22 protein-coding genes are annotated in these 25256 nt (G+C 58.3%); 2 read left to right on the plus strand and 20 right to left on the minus strand.

Going from position 1 to position 25256, the window contains the following annotated elements; translation table 11 throughout:
- Nucleotides 1-11: 11 nt before the first annotated feature.
- The 19 genes from dnaE to FFT87_RS10260 all read right to left on the minus strand — a co-directional run bounded on the left by dnaE (nucleotide 12) and on the right by FFT87_RS10260 (nucleotide 22014).
- Nucleotides 12-3476, minus strand: coding sequence for a DNA polymerase III subunit alpha (gene dnaE / locus FFT87_RS10170; RefSeq protein WP_255560144.1), 3465 nt, complete (start codon nucleotides 3474-3476; stop codon nucleotides 12-14).
- A gap of 121 nt (nucleotides 3477-3597) precedes the next feature.
- Nucleotides 3598-4518, minus strand: coding sequence for an RluA family pseudouridine synthase (locus tag FFT87_RS10175; protein WP_219948616.1), 921 nt, complete (start codon nucleotides 4516-4518; stop codon nucleotides 3598-3600).
- A 106-nt stretch (nucleotides 4519-4624) separates the two neighbouring features.
- Entirely contained in the window at nucleotides 4625-5458 is an 834-nt protein-coding gene (locus FFT87_RS10180; protein WP_219948617.1) for a DivIVA domain-containing protein, read from the minus strand.
- Between the two features lie 127 nt (nucleotides 5459-5585).
- Nucleotides 5586-5879 (minus strand): YggT family protein, encoded by a 294-nt coding sequence (locus FFT87_RS10185; protein WP_219948618.1) that lies wholly within the window; start codon nucleotides 5877-5879, stop codon nucleotides 5586-5588.
- A 44-nt stretch (nucleotides 5880-5923) separates the two neighbouring features.
- On the minus strand, nucleotides 5924-6388 hold the full coding sequence (locus FFT87_RS10190) for a cell division protein SepF (protein ID WP_219948619.1): 465 nt from the start codon (nucleotides 6386-6388) through the stop codon (nucleotides 5924-5926).
- Nucleotides 6389-6424: 36 nt separating this feature from the next.
- The gene (locus tag FFT87_RS10195) at nucleotides 6425-7111 is read right to left on the minus strand and encodes a YggS family pyridoxal phosphate-dependent enzyme (RefSeq protein ID WP_219948620.1); all 687 of its coding nucleotides are present in this window, start codon (nucleotides 7109-7111) and stop codon (nucleotides 6425-6427) included.
- A gap of 5 nt (nucleotides 7112-7116) precedes the next feature.
- A complete protein-coding gene (gene ftsZ, locus FFT87_RS10200; protein WP_219948621.1) occupies nucleotides 7117-8274 on the minus strand; it encodes a cell division protein FtsZ in 1158 nt (385 codons plus the stop codon).
- Between the two features lie 176 nt (nucleotides 8275-8450).
- Nucleotides 8451-9482 (minus strand): FtsQ-type POTRA domain-containing protein, encoded by a 1032-nt coding sequence (locus tag FFT87_RS10205; RefSeq protein ID WP_255559411.1) that lies wholly within the window; start codon nucleotides 9480-9482, stop codon nucleotides 8451-8453.
- Complete coding sequence (gene murC / locus FFT87_RS10210; protein ID WP_219948622.1) at nucleotides 9469-10917, minus strand: UDP-N-acetylmuramate--L-alanine ligase; 1449 nt, start codon at nucleotides 10915-10917, stop codon at nucleotides 9469-9471. The genes FFT87_RS10205 and murC overlap by 14 nt, the downstream gene beginning before the upstream one ends.
- The gene (locus tag FFT87_RS10215) at nucleotides 10914-12008 is read right to left on the minus strand and encodes a glycosyltransferase (RefSeq protein WP_219948623.1); all 1095 of its coding nucleotides are present in this window, start codon (nucleotides 12006-12008) and stop codon (nucleotides 10914-10916) included. Before FFT87_RS10215 ends, murC begins: the two co-directional genes overlap by 4 nt.
- Nucleotides 12005-13423, minus strand: a complete 1419-nt coding sequence (gene ftsW, locus FFT87_RS10220) for a putative lipid II flippase FtsW (protein WP_255559414.1) — start codon at nucleotides 13421-13423, stop codon at nucleotides 12005-12007. The genes FFT87_RS10215 and ftsW overlap by 4 nt, the downstream gene beginning before the upstream one ends.
- A gap of 37 nt (nucleotides 13424-13460) precedes the next feature.
- The gene (gene murD, locus FFT87_RS10225; RefSeq protein ID WP_219948625.1) at nucleotides 13461-15005 is read right to left on the minus strand and encodes a UDP-N-acetylmuramoyl-L-alanine--D-glutamate ligase; all 1545 of its coding nucleotides are present in this window, start codon (nucleotides 15003-15005) and stop codon (nucleotides 13461-13463) included.
- Nucleotides 14990-16087 carry a phospho-N-acetylmuramoyl-pentapeptide-transferase gene (mraY, locus tag FFT87_RS10230; protein WP_219948626.1) on the minus strand — a complete coding sequence of 366 codons (1098 nt, stop codon included), beginning with the start codon at nucleotides 16085-16087 and terminating at the stop codon, nucleotides 14990-14992. The genes murD and mraY overlap by 16 nt, the downstream gene beginning before the upstream one ends.
- A complete protein-coding gene (gene murF / locus FFT87_RS10235) occupies nucleotides 16084-17487 on the minus strand; it encodes a UDP-N-acetylmuramoyl-tripeptide--D-alanyl-D-alanine ligase (protein WP_219948627.1) in 1404 nt (467 codons plus the stop codon). Before murF ends, mraY begins: the two co-directional genes overlap by 4 nt.
- A 36-nt stretch (nucleotides 17488-17523) precedes the next feature.
- A complete protein-coding gene (locus FFT87_RS10240) occupies nucleotides 17524-19257 on the minus strand; it encodes a penicillin-binding protein 2 (protein WP_219948628.1) in 1734 nt (577 codons plus the stop codon).
- Between the two features lie 28 nt (nucleotides 19258-19285).
- Nucleotides 19286-19906, minus strand: coding sequence for a hypothetical protein (locus FFT87_RS10245; protein WP_219948629.1), 621 nt, complete (start codon nucleotides 19904-19906; stop codon nucleotides 19286-19288).
- Nucleotides 19903-20856, minus strand: a complete 954-nt coding sequence (rsmH, locus tag FFT87_RS10250; protein ID WP_219948630.1) for a 16S rRNA (cytosine(1402)-N(4))-methyltransferase RsmH — start codon at nucleotides 20854-20856, stop codon at nucleotides 19903-19905. Before rsmH ends, FFT87_RS10245 begins: the two co-directional genes overlap by 4 nt.
- 99 nt (nucleotides 20857-20955) lie before the next feature.
- Nucleotides 20956-21387 (minus strand): division/cell wall cluster transcriptional repressor MraZ, encoded by a 432-nt coding sequence (gene mraZ / locus FFT87_RS10255; RefSeq protein ID WP_219948631.1) that lies wholly within the window; start codon nucleotides 21385-21387, stop codon nucleotides 20956-20958.
- Between the two features lie 243 nt (nucleotides 21388-21630).
- Complete coding sequence (locus tag FFT87_RS10260) at nucleotides 21631-22014, minus strand: DUF3040 domain-containing protein (protein WP_219948632.1); 384 nt, start codon at nucleotides 22012-22014, stop codon at nucleotides 21631-21633.
- A gap of 73 nt (nucleotides 22015-22087) precedes the next feature.
- Between FFT87_RS10260 and FFT87_RS10265 the strand changes: the two genes are divergently transcribed.
- Entirely contained in the window at nucleotides 22088-23206 is a 1119-nt protein-coding gene (locus tag FFT87_RS10265) for a polyprenyl synthetase family protein (RefSeq protein ID WP_219948633.1), read from the plus strand.
- A 15-nt stretch (nucleotides 23207-23221) separates the two neighbouring features.
- Here FFT87_RS10265 and FFT87_RS10270 read toward each other — a convergent pair whose 3' ends face one another.
- Nucleotides 23222-23563 (minus strand): Rv2175c family DNA-binding protein, encoded by a 342-nt coding sequence (locus tag FFT87_RS10270; RefSeq protein ID WP_219948634.1) that lies wholly within the window; start codon nucleotides 23561-23563, stop codon nucleotides 23222-23224.
- A 203-nt stretch (nucleotides 23564-23766) separates the two neighbouring features.
- Between FFT87_RS10270 and FFT87_RS10275 the strand changes: the two genes are divergently transcribed.
- Nucleotides 23767-25221 (plus strand): LysM peptidoglycan-binding domain-containing protein, encoded by a 1455-nt coding sequence (locus FFT87_RS10275; RefSeq protein WP_219948635.1) that lies wholly within the window; start codon nucleotides 23767-23769, stop codon nucleotides 25219-25221.
- Nucleotides 25222-25256: the final 35 nt, after the last annotated feature.

The following is a 25256-nucleotide window of genomic DNA, read 5'->3' on the forward strand; positions in this document are numbered from 1 at the left end:
GGAGCTCTCGCTCAACCAAGACAACCGGGGCCGAGCAAGGTCTTGAGCTCACCGTAAAGATCTGCCGAGACCTTAACCCGGTACGGCACCTCAAAGACACGAGCCATATCGCCGCGCACCAGCCGCAAACGCACCTCGACATTTCCAGAGTGCCGAATGAGCACGTCACCGAGACCGGAGACGACGTCAGTTGTCGCTCGCTGCTCGTTAATCGACACCACGATGGGGCCGGATCCCAAACTCGGACCCAGCTCTGGTGAAAACATGCTGACCGCGTGCAAATTCATGCCGTCATCGCGAGCACTCGCCCGGCCACGCACAACGACTATGGAGTCGTTTACGAGCCCAGGGGCAAACTCCTGATATGTCTTGCCTAGGAACATCACGTCAATCTCGCCACCGAAGTCTTCGACAGTGACGATGCCGTACTGATTACCGCTATTGCGGGCGACTCGATGCTGCACACTCGTAACAAGACCGGCGATCGAGACGTGCTCGCCATCTGAAACAGTGTCGCCAGAAAGGACTTCGGTGATCGTGAAGTCCTGATGTTTGGCCAACTGAATCTCGAGGCCAGACAAGGGGTGATCTGATACGTAGAGGCCGAGCATTTCGCGCTCGAAGGCGAGCTTGTCGCGCTTCGACCATTCTGGGCGCTCTGGAACGCCATCGTCGTCTTCGTTGAAATCGAAAATGCCGCCGAAGAGATCCACTTGACCGTTCGCTTCGTTGCGCTTGAGGCTCACTGCCGAATCGCACGCGTCTTCATGAATTTCGAGAAGTCCACGACGGGTTGCTCCAAGCGAATCGAAGGCACCCGATTTGATCAAGGATTCGACTGTTCGCTTATTCGCTACCTGAATGGAAACCTTGCGCAGATAGTCGTGGAACGACTCGAAACGACCTTTGTCGGTGCGTGCTCGCACAATCTGCTCAACAACTGCGGCACCGACGTTGCGCACAGCGCCGAGACCAAAGCGAATATCGCCAGCCACAGCCGTGAAGTTTACGGTCGACTCGTTGACATCGGGTGCGAGCACCTTAATGCCCATTCGCCGGCACTCACTCAGGTACATTCCGAGCTTGTCTTTGGAATCTCCCACACTCGTCAGCAGTGCCGCCATGTACTCGGAGGGGTAGTTCGCTTTGAGGTAGGCGGTCCAGTAACTGAGAACACCGTAGCCGGCGCTGTGCGCCTTGTTGAAGGCGTAGTCAGCGAAGGGCATCAGGGTTTCCCAGAGCACCTTCACAGCTTCTTTACTGAAGCCGTTGTCGAGCATTCCGGTTTCGAAGCCGATGAACTGTTTGTCGAGCTCTTCTTTCTTCTTCTTACCCATTGCGCGACGCAAAACATCTGCTTGGCCGAGCGTGAATCCCGCGACTTTCTGAGCCACAGACATGACTTGCTCTTGGTAAACGATGAGCCCGAATGTCGTTCCCAGGATGTCCTTGAGCGGCTCCTCAAGCTCGGCATGAATCGCATCGATCTCTTCCAAGCCGTTCTTACGAAGCGCGTACTTGGTGTGAGAGTTCATGCCCATGGGGCCAGGGCGATACAACGCGATGACGGCGGAGATGTCTTCGAAGTTGGTGGGCTTCAGCTGCTTAAGCAGCGCGCGCATAGGCCCGCCGTCCAGCTGGAAGACGCCCAAGGTGTCGCCGCGCGCGAGCAAATCGTAAGTCTTCTGGTCGGCATCAAGATCAAGATCTTCAATGACGAGTGGCGAACCGGTGTTCGCCTTGATCATCGTGAGCGCATCTTCAATGACCGTGAGGTTTCGCAACCCCAAGAAGTCCATCTTGATGAGTCCAAGACTCTCAAGCGGCGGCTGATCGAACTGGGTAATGATGGCGCCATCATCTTCGCGGCGCATGATCGGCAGCACGTCAAGTAGCGGCTCAGCGGAAAGAACAACGCCTGCCGCGTGCACTCCCCATTGGCGTTTCAGACCCTCGAGCCCCACAGCGGTGTCGAAGACCTTAGCAGCCTCAGCGTCAGTATCGACGATGCCGCGGATATCTGCAGCCTCTTTGTAGCGGGGCGCGTCCTTATTGCGCACGTCATGAAGCGAGATGTCCTTGCCCATGATGGCCGGGGGCATTGCCTTGGTGAGTTTCTCCCCTACCGAATAAGGCATGCCGAGAACCCGTGCCGAGTCCTTGAGCGCTTGCTTTGCCTTAATCGTGCCGTAGGTGACGATCTGAGCGACGCGGTCGTCACCGTACTTATCAGTGACATAGCGGATAACTTCGCCACGTCGCCGATCATCAAAGTCGACGTCGACATCGGGCATTGAAACACGTTCAGGGTTCAAGAACCGCTCGAAAATGAGGCCGTGCGCTAGCGGATCCAACTCGGTAATTCCGACGGCATAGGACGCCATCGATCCCGCTGCGGAACCACGACCGGGACCAACGCGGATGCCCTGCGCCTTTGCCCATTCAATGAAATCAGCGACCACGAGGAAGTAGCCAGGGAATCCCATTTGCTGAATTACGTCGACCTCGTATTTAGCTTGGGCGAGGTGGGCATCGGATGGCGCATTGTGGAAACGCTTGTTCATCCCCCGCGCGACTTCTTTCTCGAACCACGTCGCTTCAGTCTCTCCCTCGGGCACCGGGAAGCGGGGCATCAGGTCGCGGCCTTCGAAATTTACTTCGCAACGTTCAGCGATCAGAAGAGTGTTGTCGCAGGCCTCAGGATGCTCACGGAACAACGAGCGCATTTCGGCGGCCGACTTGAGATAAAACTCGTTCGAGTCAAATTTGAAACGGTTCGGGTCGTCAAGGGTGGAAGCCGACTGCACACACAAGAGCGCAGCGTGGGCAGTCGCGTCGTGCGAGTGCGTGTAGTGCAGGTCGTTCGTCGCCAGGAGCGGCATGTCGAGCTCTTTGGCGAGCTTGATGAGATCGAGGATCGTGCGTCGCTCGATGTCGATTCCGTGATCCATAATTTCGGCGAAAAAATTCTCTTTGCCAAAAATGTCTTGAAAGTCAGCCGCCGCTTGCCGCGCCTCGACATAGAGACCGAGCCGAAGCTTCGTCTGAACCTCGCCTCCAACACACCCTGTCGTGGCGATGATGCCCTTGGAGTACTGGCTTAGAAGCTCGCGATCCATTCGAGGCTTGAAGTAGAAGCCCTCGATCGACGCTTTCGACGACAGTCGGAAAAGGTTATGCATGCCCTCGTTGTTCTGAGACAACAAGGTCATGTGGGTGTACGCACCACTGCCACCAACGTCATCGCGAGACTGATGACTACCGCCCCAGCGCACACGAGTTTTGTCACTCCGAGCTGTGCCTGGCGTGATGTACGCCTCAGTGCCAATGATGGGTTTGATTCCGCGAGCTGTAGCAGACTGCCAAAAGTCGTAGGCACCAAACATGTTGCCATGGTCGGTGATCGCAATCGCCGGCATTCCCTGTTCTACAGCGGCATCGAGCAACGGCCCTACGCGCGCTGCACCATCGAGCATCGAATACTCGCTATGAACGTGCAAATGCACAAACGAGTCGTTATTAGCAGCCACAGACACTCCGAATTCTTTCGAAATCAAGCCTAAGCCTGCAGCCCAAACAGACTCTAACTGACGCGCCCTAGTCGGCTCGAAGCACCTCAAGTGCAGCCTGAAGGTCGGCAGGATACGGAGACTCGAACAGCACTTGTTCTCCGGTCGCCGGATGCGCAAAACCGAGCTTGTGAGCATGCAACCACTGACGAGTCAGACCAAGTCTGGCCGAGATGGTGGGGTCAGCGCCATACATGCTGTCTCCGATGCACGGATGCCGCTGCGCCGCCATGTGCACGCGGATCTGATGGGTGCGCCCGGTTTCGAGTTGCACCTCAACTAGCGCTGCAGAGGGGAATGCTTCAAGAGTTTCGTAGTGCGTGACCGAATCTTTGCCGCCAGCGACAACCGCAAATTTCCAGCTTGATCCCGGATGACGTCCGATCGGCGCATCAATTGTTCCGGCAAGAGGATCGGGATGACCCTGCACTATCGAATGGTAAATCTTGTTCACTTCGCGGTCATGAAAAGCCCGTTTGAGCTCGGTGTAGGCAATCTCTGATTTCGCTACGACCATGAGCCCGCTCGTGCCCGCGTCGAGCCGATGCACAATTCCCGCGCGCTCTGATGCGCCGGAAGTGGAGATACGGAAGCCAGCACCCGCAAGTGCGCCCAACACTGTCACGCCGTCCCATCCGACTGATGGATGAGCCGCGACACCGGCAGGCTTATCAATAACGACAATGTGCTCATCGTCGTAAACGATGCCGAGGGTGTCGAGAAGCACGGGAACGATCGTGGGCTCAACCTTTGACACCCACGAGACCTCGAGCCAGGCATCCGCAACAAGTCGATCAGACTTGCCGACTTCGGCGCCATCCATCGTGACTCCGCCTGACGCCGCGACTTCGGCGGCGAAGGTTCGAGAGAAGCCCAAAAGTTTAGCAAGAGCGGCGTCTACACGCTGCCCGGCGAGACCTTCAGGAACCGGCATGCTTCGGGTTTCCACAACTGCTCCTTGGGTTCCTACTGAATCAATACGCGTACATAGCAAAAGCCGCCAGCACCGGCGGAGCCAAAGCTCTCACCGTTGTGCTGGCGGCTTGTGCGAAAAACTAGCTACCGGAAAAACCGGTGAAACTCGCCGGAGGCTGCTGGGCCGACTGCGGCGCAGCGAAATCTTCGGGTGTCAACTGGCCTGCTGGCTGCGCGCCTTGTGCGGCATCCTGCTGGGTGGACTCGTGCGAAGACGCTCCCGCAGAAACGAGGCTAGCTGCGTCGAGTTCTTCGAGCTGACCTTCGATATAGCTCTTCAGCTTCTGACGGTACTCGCGCTCGAAGCTACGCAGCGATTCGATGCGACCTTCGATTTCTTCACGTTCTTTGTTGAGCGAGTCAATGATCGCTTCGCGTTCTTTCTTGAGCGAACCGACGACCTCTTCGCGCTCCTGCTCGAGGGTGCCAAGCTGAGCACGTTGCTGGGCTTCTGCCTCGGCAACGAGTTCTGCGGCGGATGTCTGACCCTCGGCGATGAGAGCATCGCGCTTAGCTACACCGTCACGCACATGTTCCTCGTGCAAACGACGAGCGAGCTGAAGCAAGTTGTTCGTGCTGCTGGCATCGTCGAGGGCCGAAGAGACAGGCTCCGCTGCCGGAGCAACGGGAGCAGCTACCGCCGGCGCGCTCTCTATAGCGGCAGGTGCTACAGCGGCAACAGGCGCGGCGGCAGCAATTGCCGCTGGAGCACTATTCGCTGACTGCTGCAGTTCGCTCGAGTGAGCCTCGGCAGCGGTGAGTCGCTGGCGCAGTTCCTCGTTCTCGTTATTGAGACGGCGCAACTCGACAACGACCTCGTCGAGAAAGTCATCGACGTCATCTTGGTCGTATCCCTCGCGGAATTTTGTCGATTCAAACCGCTTGTTGACTACATCTTCAGGAGTCAAAGCCATTGGTGCCACCTCTAATAACTTTCTTTCAACGTATACACAACGTTCAACGTTCACGTCACATTCTAATAACGGAACCTGACTAATTGCCGCATGCTCTATGAACAGACTACATCTGCACTAGCGAGTTCTAAAAGCCCCGCAAAATGGAGGTAAGAATTATGCAGGCAAGCATGACGAGCATCCACGACAAATCGAGGGCGCCATTTCCGATTCGGATCGTTGGTACGACCTTACGGACAGCCTTGATTGGCGGATCCGTAATGGTGAATACGAACTCAGAGAGCACAAGGCCTATCCCACTCGGGCGCCAGCCACGTGCAAACACGACGACTAAGTCAAGGATGAAGCGAGCCCACATTGCGAAGATGAAAATGTTGACAGCGATTAAGAGCACCGCGATGACTATTTGTACCGGATTCACCTCTCTAGGTTACCGGTCGAAAACGCGGGTGTTACCCAACGCGATTACTGAGTAAAGAATGAAGCATCGACGTCAGACTCGACTTCAGCCTGCTCGCCGCTTACAGCAACGTGGGCGGGCGACAGCAAAAACACCTTGCTCGTCACGCGCTCGATCTTGCCGTACAGCCCCTGAGAGAGCCCGCTCGCGAAGTCAACCAAACGACGAGCATCAGGTTCGCTCATTTGCGAGAGGTTGATGATTACAGGAATACCCTCACGGAAATTCTCCGCGATGAGCTGGGCATCCTTGTACTGGCGCGGGTGCACCGTCAAAATCTCGTTCATCTCTGCCTCCGCAGTGCTGGGCGCGGCACGACGCAACGGAGTAACCGGGGCACGGTTAGAACTCGCGGGTGCGGGTGCTGCTGCTGCAACAGGGGCAACCGGCGCGGCTGGTCCCTGCTCGTACTCGTAGTCTTCATCGGCGAGGCCGAGGTAGACCATTGTCTTGCGCAGTGGGTTGGCCATGTTAATCCTCCGAGTGGTGAAGCTTCTGCTTCGAGATTAACCATGGTCAGGTCGTTTTCCCGTGATTGCCGTGCCAATTCGTAGGTGTGTCGCGCCTTCTGCGATAGCTTCGGCGAAGTCTCCCGACATTCCCATCGAGAGTGCTCGGGCACCCGGATGTTGAATCCCTATCCGCTCGGAAAGTGCTCGTAGCGCCGCGAACGCGGGCCTCGGGTCCTGGTCTAGTGGAGCAACCCCCATGAGGCCTCTCAGCTCAATTCCTGCCGCAGCGGCAACTCGATCCGCGAAAGCATCGAGTTCGCTGGGAATGACTCCCCCGCGTGCCGGATCATCAGTCAAATTAACCTGAACGAACACATCTAACGGCGTGCCGGGCTCGTCGTTCGCTAGCGCGGTGATGAGCGAATCACGATCAAGCGAATGAATCGCCTGGCAGTACGCGCGAACTTGACGGGCCTTTTTGCTCTGAAGCTGTCCAACGAAGCTCCACTGCGCGTCTAAATCGGAAAGTTCGGCAACCTTGGGCTGTGCTTCCTGATGTCTGCTTTCGCCAAAATCTCGCACACCAAGCCCATGAAGTTCGCGAACCATGCTCGCGGGGTGAAATTTGGTGATGACGATTCTGGTGATCGAAGACAGATCGCGGGATGCCGCGCGTGCGGCATCCGCGATCTGTTCATCGATACTTGCGAGTCGTTGGCCTAACGGTGTCAGGTCAGTCATCACAATTACTTGAGGAAGTCAGGCACGTCGAGATCGTTGTCGTTCTCGGCGTCGTCATCAAAGCTACGATCGATCGTTGCTGCCGGCACGACGCTCGGCTGCGACTTCCAGTCTGACTCTTTCTCCGCCGACTTCTCTGCAGCGGCGATGTGCTCAGCGGGAGCTTCAGGAACAACGTAGTTAGTACGGCGCCCTTCAGCTGGCTTAGCAGAAGGCTCTCCGCCGTCGAATCCAGCCGCGATAACAGTGACGCGGACTTCATCGCCGAGAGTGTCATCGATAACCGCACCAAAGATGATGTTGGCTTCAGGATGAACTGCTTCTTGAACGAGTCGAGCTGCGTCGTTTATCTCGAAGATTCCCAGATTCGATCCGCCCTGAATTGAGAGCAGCACTCCATGAGCACCATCGATGCTGGCTTCGAGCAGTGGGGATGCCACTGCAAGCTCTGCCGCTTTTATGGCCCGGTCGGCCCCGCGTGAAGAACCAATTCCCATCAGCGCAGAGCCTGCGCCCTGCATCACTGACTTGACGTCGGCGAAGTCGAGGTTAATCAGACCAGGGGTCGTGATGAGGTCAGTAATGCCTTGAACACCCGCGAGAAGCACCTGATCGGCTGTGGAGAATGCCTCGAGCATGCTAATGCCGCGATCGCTAATCTCGAGAAGACGGTCGTTTGGCACAACGATGAGGGTGTCGACTTCGTTCTTGAGAGTGTCGACGCCGATCTCGGCTTGTGACGAGCGGCGCTTGCCTTCGAAGCCGAAGGGCTTGGTAACAACACCGATCGTGAGGGCGCCGATCGACTTGGCGATGCGGGCGACAACGGGGGCGCCACCGGTACCGGTTCCGCCTCCTTCGCCAGCGGTAACGAAGACCATGTCTGCACCCGCAAGCGCTTCTTCGATCTCTTCTGCGTGGTCTTCGGCAGCGCGGCGACCGACCTCAGGGTCAGCTCCTGCGCCAAGGCCGCGGGTTAGTTCGCGCCCAACGTCTAGCTTGACGTCGGCATCGCTCATAAGCAGCGCCTGGGCGTCGGTATTGATCGCAATAAACTCGACGCCTCGCAGGCCGAGCTCGATCATTCGGTTCACGGCGTTAACTCCGCCGCCACCGATGCCGACTACCTTGATTACAGCGAGGTAGTTCTGGTTTGATGTCACGTTCGGCCTCCACTGGAAACTATCAACCTCGACTTGAGGTTTAAAGTTATGCTCAGTATGTATTTCTTTTGATGAGAGTATGCGGACACTGACCCGTGCAGATGCACCGCAGGCCGCGTGTCGGAAAGTGTTCAGGCAATTTAGGGGAATCGTCGTGGTGACCATCCCCAGCAGCGCTAATTCTCGCGGAAGATTCCGTTGCTCGGCGCCGACACATCAAACTCGCCCGCCCGCCCAGGATCCGTAATCGATACCAGCGTGGCTAAGAGCACTGCCTTCTTAGCCGAGTCACTCGCGCTCCCCCACACCACGCGCTGGCCAACGCCCGCGAGCACGAAGGAAACATCATCCTTGGTCGTCGCCGACGCACTGGTGACTTGCGAACGAAGCTCAGCAGGCAGAGAAAGCAAGACTTCCGTTACCGCCGCGAACGCCGGACTCGACATGTCTGCGCCGCCGACATCGATCACTGGCACCCCTTCGATGCGCTCCGCAGATTCCTGAATTGTGATTCCCGCGGGATCAACCAAGCGGAAGACACCCGCGATCTTCACCGATCCGATCGGCTCACGTTCGACAATGTGAACGAGCAAGGTGTCCGGCGGAACAATCTCCGTTACGTAGCTACGAATTAGCGGGAATACCGAAAGTTCTCGCGTGATCGCGTCGAAATCGAGCAACGCGAGGGGTGTCCCCTCTTGCGTGGCAACCGCGGCCTGGATCTCTGCCGGGTCGATTCGATTCGTGCCGTCAACAACAACCGTCCGCAGCGCCAAGATTGGCGAGAAAACGGCGACCGCAATCAGCGCGAGAAGCGTAACGACCAACCCCGCAACGGAAAGAAGAACAAACTTGCGGTTACGTGCTCGGCGTGTGAATCGACGTAGCTCCGCTCGCTCCGCTCGCTTTCGGGCACGACCGGCTTGGCGAAGCTGTTTTTTCGCGAGCGCGTCGGGGCTTGGTCCCCTCCCCCGAAGCGGAGAACGGCTTGAGCGTTCCTGCCGTGGATTCGTTGCTGCTCTGTCTGCTGGGCTCCGCCCGACCGTGTCTTTGCCAGACTTGGCCTGGGCGGCTGGTGCGTTGGCGGTAGAGGGACGAACGGGGCGCTTCGACTGCGGGGCAGCATCCGTTTCATCGTTGCGGCGCCGACTAGTTCTGCGAGCCGGCGGCTCTACGACAGGCTTATCGAAACCCTCAGGCCTCTTCACTCGGCACCTGATCTGCCGCCGCCGATGCCGCGGCACCAGCTGACCCTCGAGCTTCCATCGCGGCAACGAGCTGAGGGATGATGCGATAAACATCACCACAGCTGAGCGTCATGACGATGTCACCTTCGCTCGCAATCTCAGCGACACGATCCGCGGCCAACTGCCAATCCGGAACAAAATCGACTCGCGATGAGTCCACGAACTTCGAAGAAACAAGTTCTCCCGTCACTCCGGGAATGGGGTCTTCGCGCGCACCGAAAACATCGAGAACGACCGTGTGGTCGGCGAGCCGCTCATAAACCTCCGCGAACTCTGTGGCCATATCGCGAGTGCGGCTAAACAGATGCGGCTGGTGCACGGCGATGAGCTTGCCGCTTCCGAGAACGCTTCGAGCCCCGCTGAGTGCGGCCTCGACCTCAGTGGGGTGGTGCGCGTAGTCGTCGTAGACACTCACGCCGTCGACAACAGCGTGAAGTTCAAAGCGCCGCTGTGTTCCTGCAAACGTCGACACCGCATCAATTGCGGCGCCCAACTCGAAGCCAAGCCCGACAAGAACAGCGATTGCGCCCGTGGCATTGATCGCATTGTGGCGCCCAGGAACCGACAGCTGCACACGCTCTTCTCGACCATCAACAACGACCGAGAAAGCAACGGGGCCCTCCGTGGTCAACGAGTGCAGCCGCACCGTCGCATCATCGGCTTCCCCAAAGGTAACGATGTTCTTGTGCGTGAGGCGTCGCGTAACCCGAATCGCGCCAGCGTCATCGCTTGACACCACAACGGCCTCGGAAGCTCGTGACGCGAACTCGACGAAGGCATCATCGAAAGCCTCATGGGAGCCATAGTGATCTAAATGATCGGCATCAACATTCGTGATCAGAGCAATCGCCGTCGAGTAGGCCAAAAATGAGCCGTCAGACTCGTCGGCTTCGACGACGAAAAGATCATCGGACCCCGAACCCGAGCTCGTGCCAAGACCCTGAATTACCCCACCGTTGACAAAGCTAGGAGAAGCACCCAATTCGCGCAACGCAGTAATAATCATGCCAGTGGATGTGGTTTTTCCGTGGGCCCCGGCAACCGCGACCAACCGAGTGTCTCCCACAAGCCAGGCCAGCGCCTGCGAACGGTGCAATACGGGGATGCCCCTCTCGACAGCCGCAAGATATTCGGGGTTGTCGGGCCAAAGTGCGCCGGTGTAAACCAAAGCATCAGCATCCCCAAGATGCGCGGCGTCGTGCCCGATGCTGATCGTAGCCCCAGCCTTGCGCAGCGCCTCAATATTGGCGTTCGCAGCGCGGTCAGAGCCGGTGACCGTCATTCCGGCATCCAAAAACAGCTGTGCGATGCCACTCATGCCTGCGCCGCCAACGCCCACGAAATGGGCCGAGGTCAACGCACCGGGCAAAGTCATGGTCAGGTCGGGAAAGATCATGATGTCAATGGTAGATCGCGAGCGAGGGCCTGATCGACGAGTTCGAGCATCCGGTCGGTTCCGTCGAGCGTGCCGATCGTTGACGCCCGTGCTGCCATATCGGCAATGAGAGCCCGCTTTCGCAGCATCGGAACCAGCTCGCCCGTCACCCACTGACTCGTAAACTGCGCATCCATCACAAGAACGGCAGCGCCAGCATCAACAGCGGTACGCGCGTTGTACTTCTGCTCGCCATTGCCCACCGGATATGGAACATAGATCGCGGGGATGCCGAGTCCCGTCAATTCGGCGACCGTAGAAGTTCCGGCACGAGCGATCGCCAAATCAGCAGAAGCCAACGCGAGTTCCATTCGGTCGCAATACTTCACAACGACATATCCCGGTAAATGCGGATCTTCCACCACGTCGCGATATTCACCGGTGATGTGGAGAACTTGCCAGCCCGCGCCCAAGATTCGGGTCACCGAACTGGCCACGGTCTCGTTCAGGCGTTTCGCTCCGGATGACCCGCCTGTCACGAGGAGGGTTGGCTTCTTGGGGTCGAGTCCGAAGAAACCGTCTGCCTCGGCACGGGCGGCAAAGCGGTCGAGCGTTTCGATCTCGTTTCTGAGTGGCATGCCAACGACAACACCGCCACGAATGGGAGTGCGGTCAAACGCAGTCCCGACGAACGACGTGAAGAAAGAGCCGAGGCGGTTAGCAATGCCTGGCTTGCTGTTGGCTTCGTGGATCACAAGCGGCACCCCCGCTTTGCGGGCACCAAGATAGGCCGGGGCCGCGACGTACCCGCCAAAACCGACGACGACATCTACCCCGCGCTCGCTGATCAACTCTGCGACATGGGTGACGGTGTCGCGCAAACGACGAGGGAAGTCTAGGGCGGCACGATTGGGACGGCGCGGAAACGGCAGCTTGTCGATAGTGAGCAGCTCGAAACCACGCTCAGGAACCAGCCGCGCCTCGAGGCCTTCTTCAGTTCCCAGAACTAAGACTTCGGATTCTGGATCGCGCAATCGAAGCCGCTCAGCGACAGCCAGCAGAGGATTCACATGACCTGCAGTGCCGCCGCCGGCAAGTAAATAAGTGGTCATTGTCGTCCTCGCGCCCGGTTAGCTGCGAGCATACGCGATCGATCAGCGGCGGATTGTGTCGGCGGCAGTCCGGTGGCAGTCGGGCTGGGCGCGGTGGCGGCCGCGCGAGCGGCTGGCTTGTTACCCACTCTCGCGAACGACAGCACAATGCCAATGGCAAGGAGAGTCGCAATCAGAGCCGAACCGCCCGTAGAAATCAGCGGTAACGGTACGCCGAGAACCGGAAGCACCCCCAGAACGACGGCAAAGTTCACGAAGGCTTGCCCGACCGTCCAAATCATCACGCCAGCGGTAGCAATTCTCACGAAACTGTCATCCGTCGACCGAATGATCCGAACGAACGCGATCGCCAAAATAACAAAAAGTAAGAGCACAACAATGGCTCCGATGAGCCCGAGCTCTTCGCCGATAATCGCAAAAATGTAGTCGTTGTCCGCGTGTGGAAGCCAACCACGCTTGGCGACAGAGTTGCCGAGCCCTGTACCGAAAATACCGCCGCCAGCGAGAGCCCAGTACGCATGGTCAATCTGCCAACACGATCCCTGATAGTCGAGGTCAGTGCATCCATTGAGCCAGATATCGATACGAGATGTTCGGGAACTGCTCGTGCCTGCGAAGAGAAGCGCACCAACAGCGACAGCGAGCACACCAGTGGCAAGAAAGCGCAGTTTCACACCGGCAAAGAAGAGACAACCGAAGACGATGAGCAACATGATGGATGCTGTTCCCAAGTCGTTTCCGATCAGGACGAAGCCGATCGCCGCACCGGCTACCGGAGCAACCGGAAGCAGAACGTGGCGCCAATCTGAGAGCAGATCCTGCTTCGCAGACAGAACCCAGGCGACCCAGACGATGACCGCGACTTTAACGAACTCGGAGGGTTGCGCGCTAAAGGATCCAATCTGAATCCAGTTCTGGTTGCCGCCATAGCCCCACCCGATGCCGGGGATAAAGACGAGTAGCTGCAAGACACCGCCCAAGAGGAGGCCTGGCCAGGCCCACCGCTTCCAAAACCCGACAGGCGCGCGCGAAGCGACGAGCATGAGGGGCAGTCCGATCAGCGCGAACATACCTTGACGCAAGAACTTTCCGAAGAAGCCTTCGTCTGCCGCAAACGACTCCACCGAGGACGACGAAAGCACCATCACGAGGCCAAAGATCACGATGAAAAGTGTCGTACCCAAGAGCAGGAAGAAGTTACTCGACTCTGCCGAGAAAATGCGCTTCACCGGTACTCGCGCAGAGACAGGCAAATCGGAACGAGGGGTTTCTGCCTGGGCTGCGTTACTCACGCCCGCTGGGCGCACCAGCGAGGATGCTGCGGCTAGCGCGCGAGCAGCGCGAGAGGTCGTTGTTGCTCGCGGAGGGGGATTCGATGCCGAGACAGGACGCGTGCCGCGAGGAGTACTCGGCACTGCGCGAGGCGACTGCTGTCCTGGTGTCTGCGCCGCGCTATTCGGACGCTGGGGTCGCTGCGGGGGCGTCGGTGGTGTCATCGTCGCTCCCTCCTACTCGTTCGCGAACAGCTGCAGCGAATCGTTCGCCACGATCGGCGTAACTGGTGAACTGATCCATGGATGCCGCTGCCGGCGCCAACAGCACAGTGTCACCCTCTCTCGCGATTCCGTGCGCTATCTCAACGACGCGCGGCATCACGTGTTCAGTGTCAGCCGACTCCACCTCGAAGACCGGAATCTGGGGCGCGTGTCGCTCGAATGCCGTTAGGATTGCCAGCTTCTCGGTGCCAATGACGATCGCCGCTCTCAACCGTGTGGCGTGCTGCTGAATAAGAGGGGCAATGTCGGCGCCTTTGAGCAGACCCCCCACAATCCAGACCACAGGGTCAACCGCTGACAATGCCGCACTTGCCGCATGGGTATTGGTGGCCTTGGAATCGTCTATCCACGTAACTCCCCCGCTCACGAGCACTTGCTGATTCCGATGGGCATCAACTTCAAAACTGGCCACGCCTGCCCGCAGCGCCTCAACGCTGATCCCTGCCGCTCTAGTGAGGGCACTTGCCGCCAAGATATTGGCTAGCATGTGCGGCGCCGCTAAGTTTCGGTGCCGTAGCTCGTCGAGGGTGAATAGTTCGATCGCCTCGTTGTGACGGTCATCGTGAAAGGCACGTTCCGCGAGGAGGTCGCTAACAATACCGAAGTCACTTGGCCCGGGAGTATCGAGCCCGAAACCGATCGCGCGGCATCCTTCAGTAACGTCGGCTTCCTCAACCATCAATTGGGTCGCCAGAACTGCGCGGTTGTAGACAGCTGCGACCTTAGTGTTGGCGTAGACCGTCGCTTTCGCGTTGGCATAAGCCTCGCGGGACCCGTGCCAGTCGAGATGGTCGTCAGCGAGGTTTAGGCACACGCTAGCCAGTGGTGAGATCGCCCCAACGCCCGTGCGTGGCATTCCATGGAGTTGAAAACTAGAGAGCTCTACAACAAGAAAGTCAAAACCATCGGGATAGCGAATAGCGTCGAGAACGGGGATGCCAATGTTGCCGACCGCCCCGGCGCGAAAGCCTGCGGTGGTGAGGATATGGGCGGTCAGCTGAGCTGTTGTGGTCTTGCCGTTTGTGCCAGTGATAGCGATCCACTCAGCCGGCTTACCTGTCTTATCGCGAAGCCGCCAGGCGAGCTCGATCTCTGTCCACATGGCAACACCGGCGTTTCGGCACCACTCAAGAAGCGGATGATTCAGCGGGTAACCAGGCGAGACGATGACGACGTCTGGCGAGTGGGCTGCAAGCGCGGCGCACTGTTCGTCCGCACTGCCGCCGAGCGTGAGCGCCGCGCCAATGACCTGCGTCATCTGGACGCGGTTGTCAGCGGCGGTATCCGCAATCACGAGTACGTTCGAACGCAGTTCGACTAGCGTGTCGGCCGCAGAGAATCCGGTAGCACCGAGACCCAGTACGACGACCGCGAGGTCGCTCCATTCAGAATTCCAGCTGGTGAGATCGTCGAGGTTGCTCACAGCTATTGGTTGATCCATTCGAGATAGAAAACTCCGACGCCAGCGGCAACAAACAGCGCCGCGATCAGCCAGAAGCGAACGACGACAGTGACTTCAGCCCATCCTTTGAGCTCGAAGTGATGATGCAGCGGACTCATCAGGAAGATACGTTTACCCCCGGTGATTTTGAAGTAGGCCCGTTGAAGGATCACCGAACCGGTGACAATGAGGAAGAGGCCGCCGATGAGGACGAGCAAGAGCTCGGTACGGCTCAGGATCGCCAGAGCAGCGAGTGCTCCGCCTAAGCCAAGTGAGCCGGTGTCGCCCATAAATACCTGAGCTGGCGAGGTGTTCCACCAGAGAAAGCCAATGAGCGCTCCGGCGATCGCCGCAGCGATAATCGCCAGATCAAGCGGATCGCGCACTTCGTAGCACTTATAGAGCACTTCGCGGTCGATACCGGGGTTACTACATGACTGGTTGTTCTGCCAGAAACCGATGAAAATGAATGACGAAATAGCGAAGATCGCGGAGCCAGTGGCGAGGCCGTCTAGACCATCAGCCACGTTGACCCCGTTCGAGGTGCTGACGATGATGAGAGTCACCCAAATGGCGAACAGGATGGCTCCCGTCACAACACCGAAAGTCGCCAAATCGAGCCAACTGATGTCGCGGACGGCGGAAATCTTCGAGGATGCTGGCGTGAGACCGCCAGGATCAGGAAAGTTGAGAGCGAGCGCCGCAAACCCCGCAGCGACAATCACTTGCCCGGCGACTTTAGACCAACCACCCAGTCCGAGGCTGCGCTGTTTGCGCGTTTTCATGAAGTCATCAATAAAGCCGATGGCTCCGAGCCCAACCATGAGGTAGATCACCAGAAGACCGGAGAGGGTTACGTCCTCTTGAGCGACCCAGTGCCCGACAAAGTAGCCGATGGTCGCGCCCAAGATGAAGACGATACCGCCCATGGTTGGGGTACCACGCTTGGTGTGGTGACTTTCGGGACCATCGTCGCGGATGAACTGCCCCCACTTCAACCGCACAAAGAGCTTGATGAAGAGTGGTGTCAAGAAGAGCGTAAACACAAGAGAGAAGCTCGCGGAAAGCAGAAGCGCAATCATGCGGTCACCCCGGCAATCCGGTCACCTAAGTGTCGGAGGCCAGCAGAATTCGACGACTTCACCAACACAACATCGCCTTCCCGCAACTCTTCACGCAGCAAAGCGTATGCCTCTTCGACACTTTCGATGAAGACCGACTCTCCATCCCACGAACCTTCGAGGCCAGCGGCATTGTGGATGTGTCGTGCAGCATGGCCCACAACGATCAGTTTTTGCACATTCAAACGCACAATAAGACGACCGATTCTGTCGTGCTCTTCGTTGGCATAATCACCGAGTTCCGCAATCTCCCCGAGCACAGCAACGGAGCGATTCTCAGGGCCAACGATCTGTACGAGCGTCTTCAACGCTGCGGCCATGGAGTCGGGGCTCGCGTTGTACGCATCGTTGATGACCGTCACACCACCGGGGCCATTGAGTAGTTCCATACGCCACCGCTCTGCACGCTCAATCGACTCGAGCGCGATGACGGAACGTTGAGGATCAATTCCCAGCGCCCGAGCGGCCGTGATTGCTGCGAGAGCGTTCGCTACGTGGTGTTCGCCCAAAATACGCAACTGAACCGGGATGACAGTGTCGCCGACGTGAAGGTTGAACGCGGTCCCACGCGCCGTCGCCTCTATTTCGTCAGCCCAGACCTCAGCAGCAGCCTCGAGGCCAAAGAAGTTGACGGTCGCCTCGGTTTGGAGCGCCATTGCCCTCACCCGGCCGTCGTCGTGGTTGAGTACCGCGGTTGCGGTTGACGGCAGCGAGGTCACCATCTCCGCCTTGGCGCGGGCAGTGGCGGCAGCATCACCAAACTTTCCGATGTGCGCGAGACCGACCATCAGCACAATTCCCACGTCGGGCACGACGATCGATTGCAGCCGAGTAATGTCCCCAGGCCCGTCGGCCCCCATCTCTACGACCAGAAACTGGGTGGTTTCGGAGACCCCGAGCACTGTGATGGGCGCACCGACGTCGTTGTTGAACGACCCCTGCGGCGCGACGGTTTCGCCTTCACTCTCAAGGATTTCCCGCAGCATGTTCTTGGTAGTGGTCTTACCGTTTGAGCCGGTGACGGCTATGACTTTGAGAGCACCATTACTTCGCACTCGAGCAACGACTTCCCGCGCAAGGGAGTGGAGAGCTTGGACTGCGTCAGCAACGATGATCTGCGCCACGTCAAGATCGAGCGGGTGCTCGGCGATGACAAGGGCGGCACCGTTGTCACAAGCGCTGCCGGCGAACAAATGACCGTCAGTTTCTTCTCCGCGCAATGCGAAAAAAATCGATCCTCTGGTGCTCAGCCGCGAATCGGTCTGAACGGCGACCGCCGGCAAACGATGATCACGGTACTTCTCGTCGAGAAGCGTGCCCCCTACAGCGGTGGCAATCTCGGCGATACTCAGTTCGATCACGTGATGTGCTCCAAGTTTGATTAACGCAGGGAAAAATCACCAGCGTAGCGGCAGATCCGGTCCAGACGTACTCGACGGAGTAACGCGGTAGGTCGTCAGCGTTTGAGCCATAATATCCCGGAACGTCGAGGCGATAAGGCCAGAATAGACGCTATCCGGGATCCCCGCAGTCGCAATTACCACGTACTCCGGGTTGTCTGCCGGGGCGACACCGGCGTAGGAGATAACGACGCTCCCACCGTATCCGCTGTCATCGGCTACCTGAGCAGTTCCGCTCTTGACCGCGACACGATAACCAGGAATTTGAAGATTCGGCGCCGAACCACTTGAGCTATAAACCATCTCCATCATCTGCAATGTCTGTTCTGCAGCCTGTTCCGAGACCACCCGAATGCCTTCGGTCGAGGGAGTATCGGTAACGGTTCCGTCGGCGCCGTAGCAACCTTCTACCAGTGTTGCGGGCATCCGAACGCCGCCATTTCCGAGCGTTTGATAGGCACTCGCCATCTGAATCGATGTGGTGCTGAGACCCTGACCGAATTGAACGGCATAGTTCGTCCGTGCGTCCCAGTCCTTGGCTTCGTAGAGTCGCCCGCTAGATTCACCCAGAAAGTCGACAGCGGTAGCTTGGCCAAGCCCGAACTTTTCTAGGTAATCGTGCCGCGTGGCCGCATCAAGGAGATCGGTGTACTGGGCGATCGCCGTGTTCGAGGACTCGACGAGAGCCCCCGCGAGGGTGAGACGCTGGTCATCGTGATAAAACGAGTCGCTAATCACTCCGCCGCCGTTTGTTAGCTCAAGAGCATAGGGAGAAACCACCTGCGTAGTTTGACTAGCGACGCCGGCATCGATCAGTGACGCCGCCGTCAGGGCCTTCACTGTCGAACCCGGCTCATAGGGAACGGCGAATGCTCGTGACCCGCGTGCATCCGCTTCTGCGTCTTGGAAATTGTTCGGATCTAGTGTTGGCCAATCGCTCACGGCGAGCAAATGTCCGTCGCTGACGCGCATAACCACGGCTGTCGCCCACGTCGCCCCGAGAGCCTCAGCCGCTTGTTCCATGCGTTGCTGCACGTAAAACTGTAGGTCGGCATCGACAGTGAGCTTGAGAGTGCCTCCATCGATCTGCTCTGAAAGATCGACTGAACTTCCAGGAAGCGCAACGCCATCCTCACCACGCGCATAGCTCGCTTCACCGTCGTGGCTGACAAGACACTCATCTTCGCCAAGCTCAAGGCCAGCTAAAGGGCCGTCCGTGCCAATGAAACCAATCAAGTTTCCCGCGATCTCGCCGTTCGGATAACTACGCTCTGGCCGAAGCTCGTAGTACAGCCAAGTGATATCCAGGTCGCTGACCGCCTGATATTGCTCGAGAGTGATGCCCTGAGCAAGATACTCAAAATCCGACTCCGGATTGTCCAGAATCATCGTGAGCAGCGCGTTCGGATCTCCCCCGATAATCGCAGTGATCTTGGTGAGATCTTCAAGTACGACGACGGACGCATTTTCGCGCAGAAGCGTGACGCGCGGAGAGACGACAATATCGAAGCGCTCCACGCTATCGGCCAGAATCGCACCATTGGTGTCGACGATCTCGCCTCGAGTGCCATAAGCAATTTGAGTAAGAGTGCGCTTCGTGTCGGCTTCGGCGTTCAGCGCTTCAGCTTGGACAACCTGGAGATCTACCAACCGAACGATAAAGACTGCGGTCAAAGCAAGAATCGTAAATACGACAAAGGCGACTCTGGCACGGGTTGAGCGTGGCTTCATCGGTACTCCCCTAAGTCGATGACCTCAATCATCGCGTGACAGGCGCAGGAATGGCGTTATTGGCGACCTCTGGCGCGGCGGTGACCTCTGCTGAACTCGACGCAGCACCGGACGAGGCGACGGCCGTCGACGCGCTCGCGAGAGCGGCACCTTCAGCGGCCTTTGCTGCGGCGGCAGCCTCGGCGCTCACGAGCGGCATCCCGGCTAAGAGCGAGTTGCCGACGAGTCCACATTGACCTCCACAGCCGGTGGGATCAGCACTTCCCGGAAGGCGGAAGACTGAGCCATCAGCCACATTGAGCGAATATGGAGTCGCGTTGGGAATCATGCCGAAGCCCGCCGCTTGGGTGGCCAGGTTCTGAGACGACGACTGAAGCGCCAGCGATTCAAGAAGATTCTGCTCTGCACGGTTGAGGAGTTTCTGCTGATCCTGAAGCGAATCGATCTGGTACGCCCCCTGCGTGACAACGATGCTCAAAAGGAGCTGAGCCGCCAAGATCACAAACACACTCGCTACGGTGACTACCGCATAGAGTGCCCGCGGACGAGCCTTGCGCTGCGCGCGAGTCGTGACAATCTCGATGTGCGACGGGCGCTGGCCCGGGCTCTGCTCTGGCTGGGGAAGCGCATAAGCGAGATTCGTGCTCATGAGATGACTCGCATTCGTTCAATCGCGCGCAGCCGGACGGGCTTGGCGCGGGGGTTAGTTTGTTGCTCCGCTTCGCTCGCTTGTTCAGAGCCACGGACGAGGAGCTTGAGCTCTGGCTTGTGCTCGGGCAGCTCCACAGGGAGGCCGGCAGGGGCGGTCGAGCGTGAGCGACGCTGGAGTTCGCGCTTGACAATGCGATCCTCGAGCGATTGGTAGGCCAAGACGACCATCCGTCCCCCGACCTCCAATGAGTTGATTGCGGCGGGGATGGCTCGCTCGAGCACCGAAAGTTCTTGGTTGACCTCAATGCGCAGAGCCTGAAACACCCTTTTGGCCGGATGCCCAGCCCGTTGCGCCGCCGCGGGAGTAGCGGCAATCACCAACTCGACCAGTTGGGCCGAAGTGGTCAATGGCTGCTTCTCGCGGAACTGCACGATGCGGCTTGCAAAACGTGGGGCGAGCTTCTCGTCGCCATAGGCATAAAAGATGCGGCGAAGTTCAAGTTCGCTGTACGTAGCGAGGATGTGTTCTGCGGTGACGGGCGTCGAGGCGTCCATCCGCATGTCTAACGGAGCGTCTTGAGAGTACGAGAAACCTCGTTCGACTCGGTCAAGCTGGAGCGACGAGACTCCAAGATCGAAGAAAATTCCTTGGGCGTTCGCGAACCCCAAGGAAGCGAGGGCTTTCGGGATCTCGTCGTAGACAGCGTGGACGAAGTGCGTGCGGCTCGCAAAAGGCTCAAGCCGGCGCCGAGCGATAGCGAGGGCATCCTCGTCCCGATCGATTCCTACCAAAATGAGGTCCGGAAACCTCTGCAGGAAGGCCTCAGCGTGTCCGGCCATTCCGAGAGTTCCGTCGACGAGAACGGCTCCAGGAGCCTCTAGCGCCGGCGCGAGCAGTTCAATCGAGCGCTCAAGGAGTACTGGGGTGTGGATCGTGTTGTCAGCCATTTTTATAGGGGCTAGTTCTCAGATGCTGATCCCCATCCGATGCGACCTGATATCGGGGAAGAAAATCAGGGCGTTCGGCTGGGAGTCAGCGTCGAAGAGCTAGAAGAGTCCCGGAATCACCTCCTCGGTGGTGTTGATGAAGTCGGCCTCGTTGGCCTCGTAGTAGTTGTTCCAGGCGTCTGTGTCCCAGATCTCTGCGCGGTTGCCCGCTCCGATGACGGTGAGGTCGCGGCCGAGCCCGGCGTACTCGCGGAGTCCAGCGGGGATCGTGACTCGGTGTTGCTTATCGGGAGTTTCTTGATTTGCACCAGAGAGAAACAGCCTCAAGAAGTCACGGCCTTGCTTGCTGGTGACTGGCGCCTTGCGAATCGTCTCGTGCATGACCTCGAACTCACGCTGGCTGAAGACATAGAGGCAACGCTCTTGACCTCGAGTGACGACGACGCCCGATGCGAGTTCTTCGCGGAACTTCGCGGGCAGGATGATGCGTCCCTTTTCGTCGAGCTTGGGGGCATAGGTGCCTAGAAACACAGCAGCCTCCCCTCTTTCTCCGGCCCGGATTCAGGTAAGCTCCACTTTACTCCACTTTCAACCACATATCTAAGGTTTTGGAGCAAAATTTTCCGATAGGTCCCAAAAACCCCAGTAAACGTAAGGGATTGTTTGGTGGAGCGAAGTGGAGTGATTTTCTCGCAATGCTTCGAATCAACCCTGTTTAGGGCACAAAAAAAGGACCAGCCCGAAGGCTGGTCCTAAAAGTGGAGGAAGTGGGAGTTATCCGCGCCCGTCCTGGCGTCGATCCCAACGATCATTAATCGCGTCCATAAATGACGCACCTCGCTTCGGGGCGCGACCTGACGACGCTGGTGAACTCGGGGTCTCTGCGTCGGAGGCAGACAGACGCGGCGGTGCAACAAAAAGCAGCACGCCAACGAACATCACGACAAAACCAAGAACCCCGACGAGCGGCTGCTGGATAATGACCCCAGTAAGTAGCGCAATGATTCCGGCTACACCGACAAGGACACCGACAACCATCATTCGATAGTTCGGCTTACCCCTTCGTGAACTGACAGTACTGACGAAGTCGGCATCGTTTTGATAGAGGCTGCGCTCCATCTCATCGAGGGCCCGCTGCTCTTGCTCTGAAAGCGGCATTCCGTTCCCCTCTCTTTGGGATTCACGGCTAGGTCTCCATAGTACGCCCCGATTCAGTCGCTAGGCTAGACGAGTGCCTGAGAGTAACCAGTTAGTTGACCTAGTTCAGCAAAAAATCGATGAGTTCCTTGCAGAGAAGCGCTCCGAACTCGTCGCGATTGCGCCAGAACTCGCCGCTATCTCCGACGTCGGTGAGAACCTCCTCTCAGGAGGCAAACGATTCCGCGCGCTCTTCTGCTATTGGGGATGGCAGTCCGTCGCGGGGATCCCTGCCGCCGACGACCTCTTCAACGATGAGTCAGTGTCAAGTGAGTTGCCTGGCGTGTTGATGTCTGCTTCCGCTCTCGAACTCTTCCACGCCGCTGCACTCGTCCACGACGACATCATGGACCAGTCGGATACCCGTCGCGGTGCGCCCGCAGCCCATCGCCGCTTTGAGCAAATGCACCTCGATGGTGATTGGGCAGGCAGCGCGAGAGCATATGGGGAATCATCGGCACTGCTGCTCGGCGACTTGCTACTGGGGTGGAGTGACGAGCTCCTCGGTCGCGGACTCGCTCTACTCCCCCGCCCTTCAGCGCTCGCAGCGCGTCGCGAATTCATGACGATGCGCACCGAAGTCATGGCCGGCCAGTTTCTCGACATCCATGATGAAAGCGCGTGGGCAAGTTATCCCGAACCCGACGCTTTAGAGCGTGCGCAGCGAGTCCTCATATACAAATCCGCTAAGTACAGCGTCGAAGCGCCACTCGCACTGGGTGCGAGCTTAGGCGCCGGCACTGACGAGCAGATTGGGGCGTTGCGCGCATTCGGGCTTCCGTTGGGAATCGCGTTCCAGCTTCGGGACGACATCTTGGGCGTGTTCGGTGATCCTAAGCTCACCGGCAAGCCTGCTGGGGATGATCTTCGTGAAGGAAAACGCACCGCAATCATCGCGATCGCTCGCCAAAAGCTATCGGCTAGCGCAAATTCGATCTTGGACGAATTGCTGGGAGACCCAGACCTCACAGCGGAGCAGGTCGATATGATTCGCTCCACACTGCACGATTCCGGAGCGATCGCTCAGATCGAAAGAGTCATTGCTCGCAACCTCGAGAAGGCGTGCGAGGCGATCGACAATTCAGTTCTCGCGCCTAGTGCTCGAACTCACTTGCTTGAATTGGCCCAGGCCGCCACGACGCGCACCTCGTAGCGCTGCAAGAAATGGTTAGAAGCCGAGCGCTTGCGCGACTCGGCGCACTTCTGCTTTTCGTCCCGCACGAAGTGCTTCCACTGGCGCCACGCCGAGACTTGGCTCGCTATTCAGCAACCAGTTCAGTGCTTCGTCGGAGCTAAAACCAGCGTCTCCGAGAACAGCTACGGTGCCTCTGAGCTCCCGCAGTGGAGCCCCTTCGACAATAAACACCTCGGGCACCTGCCAGATTCCGTCGATTTTGCGCGCAAGCAACGCGCCTTCTTCGATGAGACGCCGGACTTGACTTACTTTCAGTCCGAGGCGCTCAGTGAGGTCAGGAACGGTGAGCCAGTTAGTGGTGGGTGATTCAGTCACCCCTTAAGAGTGCCATGGCCACCTCATAAAACCTGACAGTTCGCCCCGCGTCTACAGAATATTAAGACCCGGCTTAAGTAACGCCAGTCACATTGACCACAATAGCCACATTGGTTGACACTAAACTCCTTCTGTGACAGCTTTGGAGCGGTGGTCTCGGTGATCACACACACACCTTCTCGGGGGCGGGAGCAGGAGATATTATGAAGAATTTCACTATGGACGAGACCGGCAGTGTCGCCCACGCAGTTTTCGCGGGCCTTATTCCCACGTCAGCGGCACCAGATGCTGAACGCGCTCATCGGCTTTCGCAGCAACGGGCACGAGTAAACCGCAGCCTGATGAACACCGTTCCCGTGATCCTCGTCGGGTCGCTTGCCGCGGTCACCTTCAACTTAACTGGCCCCGTCGAGCCCGTTAACGCCAAGACGCCTGACGACCCACGCCTGTCGACAGAACGGGCAAGCAAACCTTCCGCAGCGATCAAAGTTGCCGTGAGTGAAGCGGCTACTACCGCCATTAGCCCCGCGCCCACCAACTACACCGTCGCCGAGGGCGATACTGTAAGCGACATCGCGTCGCGTTACGGTTTGTCAACCGCATCGGTACTCGCGCTCAACGGCCTCAGCTGGTCGTCAATGATTTTTCCTGGCCAAAACCTCACCCTCAGCAAAGGCTCAACCGCGCCGCTGCCGAGCGTTACCCATACCAAAACGACTAACGGCCAATACACAATTGTTGCCGGCGACACCGTAAGCGGAATCGCCGCCAAATTCGGAATTTCGACAATTTCTGTGATGTCAGCAAACGGTCTTGGCTGGTCGAGCATCATCTATCCGGGCCAAACGATCGTGGTGCCCGGCAACCTCAGCTCCCCCGCCGATGAAACTCAGGCTTACGACTTCACCGCTGACAGCGGAGACTCCGACACCTCGGAAGCAGAGCATGACAGCGCCGAGGCGGTAACTGACCCGCCGAACGAAACCAACGAGGCGGATGCCGCTGTAGAGCCCGAAGTAGCGGCTCCAGCGCCTGAGCCCGTAGTCTCTGATCCGGCGCCTGTTTCAGGCAGCACCTATGTGGTGGTATCCGGCGATACGATTTCGGGCATCGCTCACCGGGCCGGAATCTCCGCGCAAGCGATACTCGATGCCAACGGGCTCAGCAGCTCCAGCGTCATCTACATCGACGATGAACTCATCATTCCCTCGTCCGGTTCAACGCCTGCGAGCAGCGGCGATAGCGTGACGTATCTCACCGCAGAAATGCGCACAAATGCGACGGTCATCGTGCAGGTCGGCCGCGAGCTCGGAGTTTCTGACTACGGAATTACCATCGCGCTCGCTACAGCAATGCAGGAATCGACCCTGCGTAATCTCAGCTGGGGCGACCGCGACTCCGTCGGGCTCTTTCAGCAGCGACCGAGCTCTGGCTGGGGAACTGTTTCCCAGCTCACGACACCGTCTCACGCAGCGCGTCTCTTTTACGGCGGGCCAAGCAACCCCAACAAGGGCACTACGCGCGGACTGCTCGACATCTCAGGCTGGAACGCCATGGATCTCACCCGCGCAGCGCAGGCTGTTCAGATATCTGCCTACCCTGACGCCTATGCAAAATGGGAGACTTCGGCACGATCGTGGCTGCAAGATCTCGGCTAACCCGCCGATTAGCCGTGTCTAGCGGCACACATCCC

It is taken from the genome of Salinibacterium sp. M195, assembly GCF_019443965.1.
In the GTDB taxonomy this organism is placed as follows: domain Bacteria; phylum Actinomycetota; class Actinomycetes; order Actinomycetales; family Microbacteriaceae; genus Rhodoglobus.

What these genes read in the sequence shown, in the direction of transcription:
- dnaE (WP_255560144.1), bottom strand. Translation starts at nt 3,476, where the DNA reads ATGCTCGATGGTGCAGCGCGCGTAGGGCCGTTGCTCGATGCCGCTGTA.
- FFT87_RS10180 (WP_219948617.1), bottom strand. Translation starts at nt 5,458, where the DNA reads ATGGCTTTGACTCCTGAAGATGTAGTCAACAAGCGGTTTGAATCGACA.
- FFT87_RS10190 (WP_219948619.1), bottom strand. Translation starts at nt 6,388, where the DNA reads ATGGCCAACCCACTGCGCAAGACAATGGTCTACCTCGGCCTCGCCGAT.
- FFT87_RS10195 (WP_219948620.1), bottom strand. Translation starts at nt 7,111, where the DNA reads ATGACTGACCTGACACCGTTAGGCCAACGACTCGCAAGTATCGATGAA.
- murC (WP_219948622.1), bottom strand. Translation starts at nt 10,917, where the DNA reads ATGATCTTTCCCGACCTGACCATGACTTTGCCCGGTGCGTTGACCTCG.
- FFT87_RS10215 (WP_219948623.1), bottom strand. Translation starts at nt 12,008, where the DNA reads ATGACCACTTATTTACTTGCCGGCGGCGGCACTGCAGGTCATGTGAAT.
- murD (WP_219948625.1), bottom strand. Translation starts at nt 15,005, where the DNA reads ATGGATCAACCAATAGCTGTGAGCAACCTCGACGATCTCACCAGCTGG.
- mraY (WP_219948626.1), bottom strand. Translation starts at nt 16,087, where the DNA reads ATGATTGCGCTTCTGCTTTCCGCGAGCTTCTCTCTTGTGTTTACGCTC.
- FFT87_RS10240 (WP_219948628.1), bottom strand. Translation starts at nt 19,257, where the DNA reads ATGAAGCCACGCTCAACCCGTGCCAGAGTCGCCTTTGTCGTATTTACG.
- FFT87_RS10245 (WP_219948629.1), bottom strand. Translation starts at nt 19,906, where the DNA reads ATGAGCACGAATCTCGCTTATGCGCTTCCCCAGCCAGAGCAGAGCCCG.
- rsmH (WP_219948630.1), bottom strand. Translation starts at nt 20,856, where the DNA reads ATGGCTGACAACACGATCCACACCCCAGTACTCCTTGAGCGCTCGATT.
- FFT87_RS10260 (WP_219948632.1), bottom strand. Translation starts at nt 22,014, where the DNA reads ATGCCGCTTTCAGAGCAAGAGCAGCGGGCCCTCGATGAGATGGAGCGC.
- FFT87_RS10275 (WP_219948635.1), top strand. Translation starts at nt 23,767, where the DNA reads ATGAAGAATTTCACTATGGACGAGACCGGCAGTGTCGCCCACGCAGTT.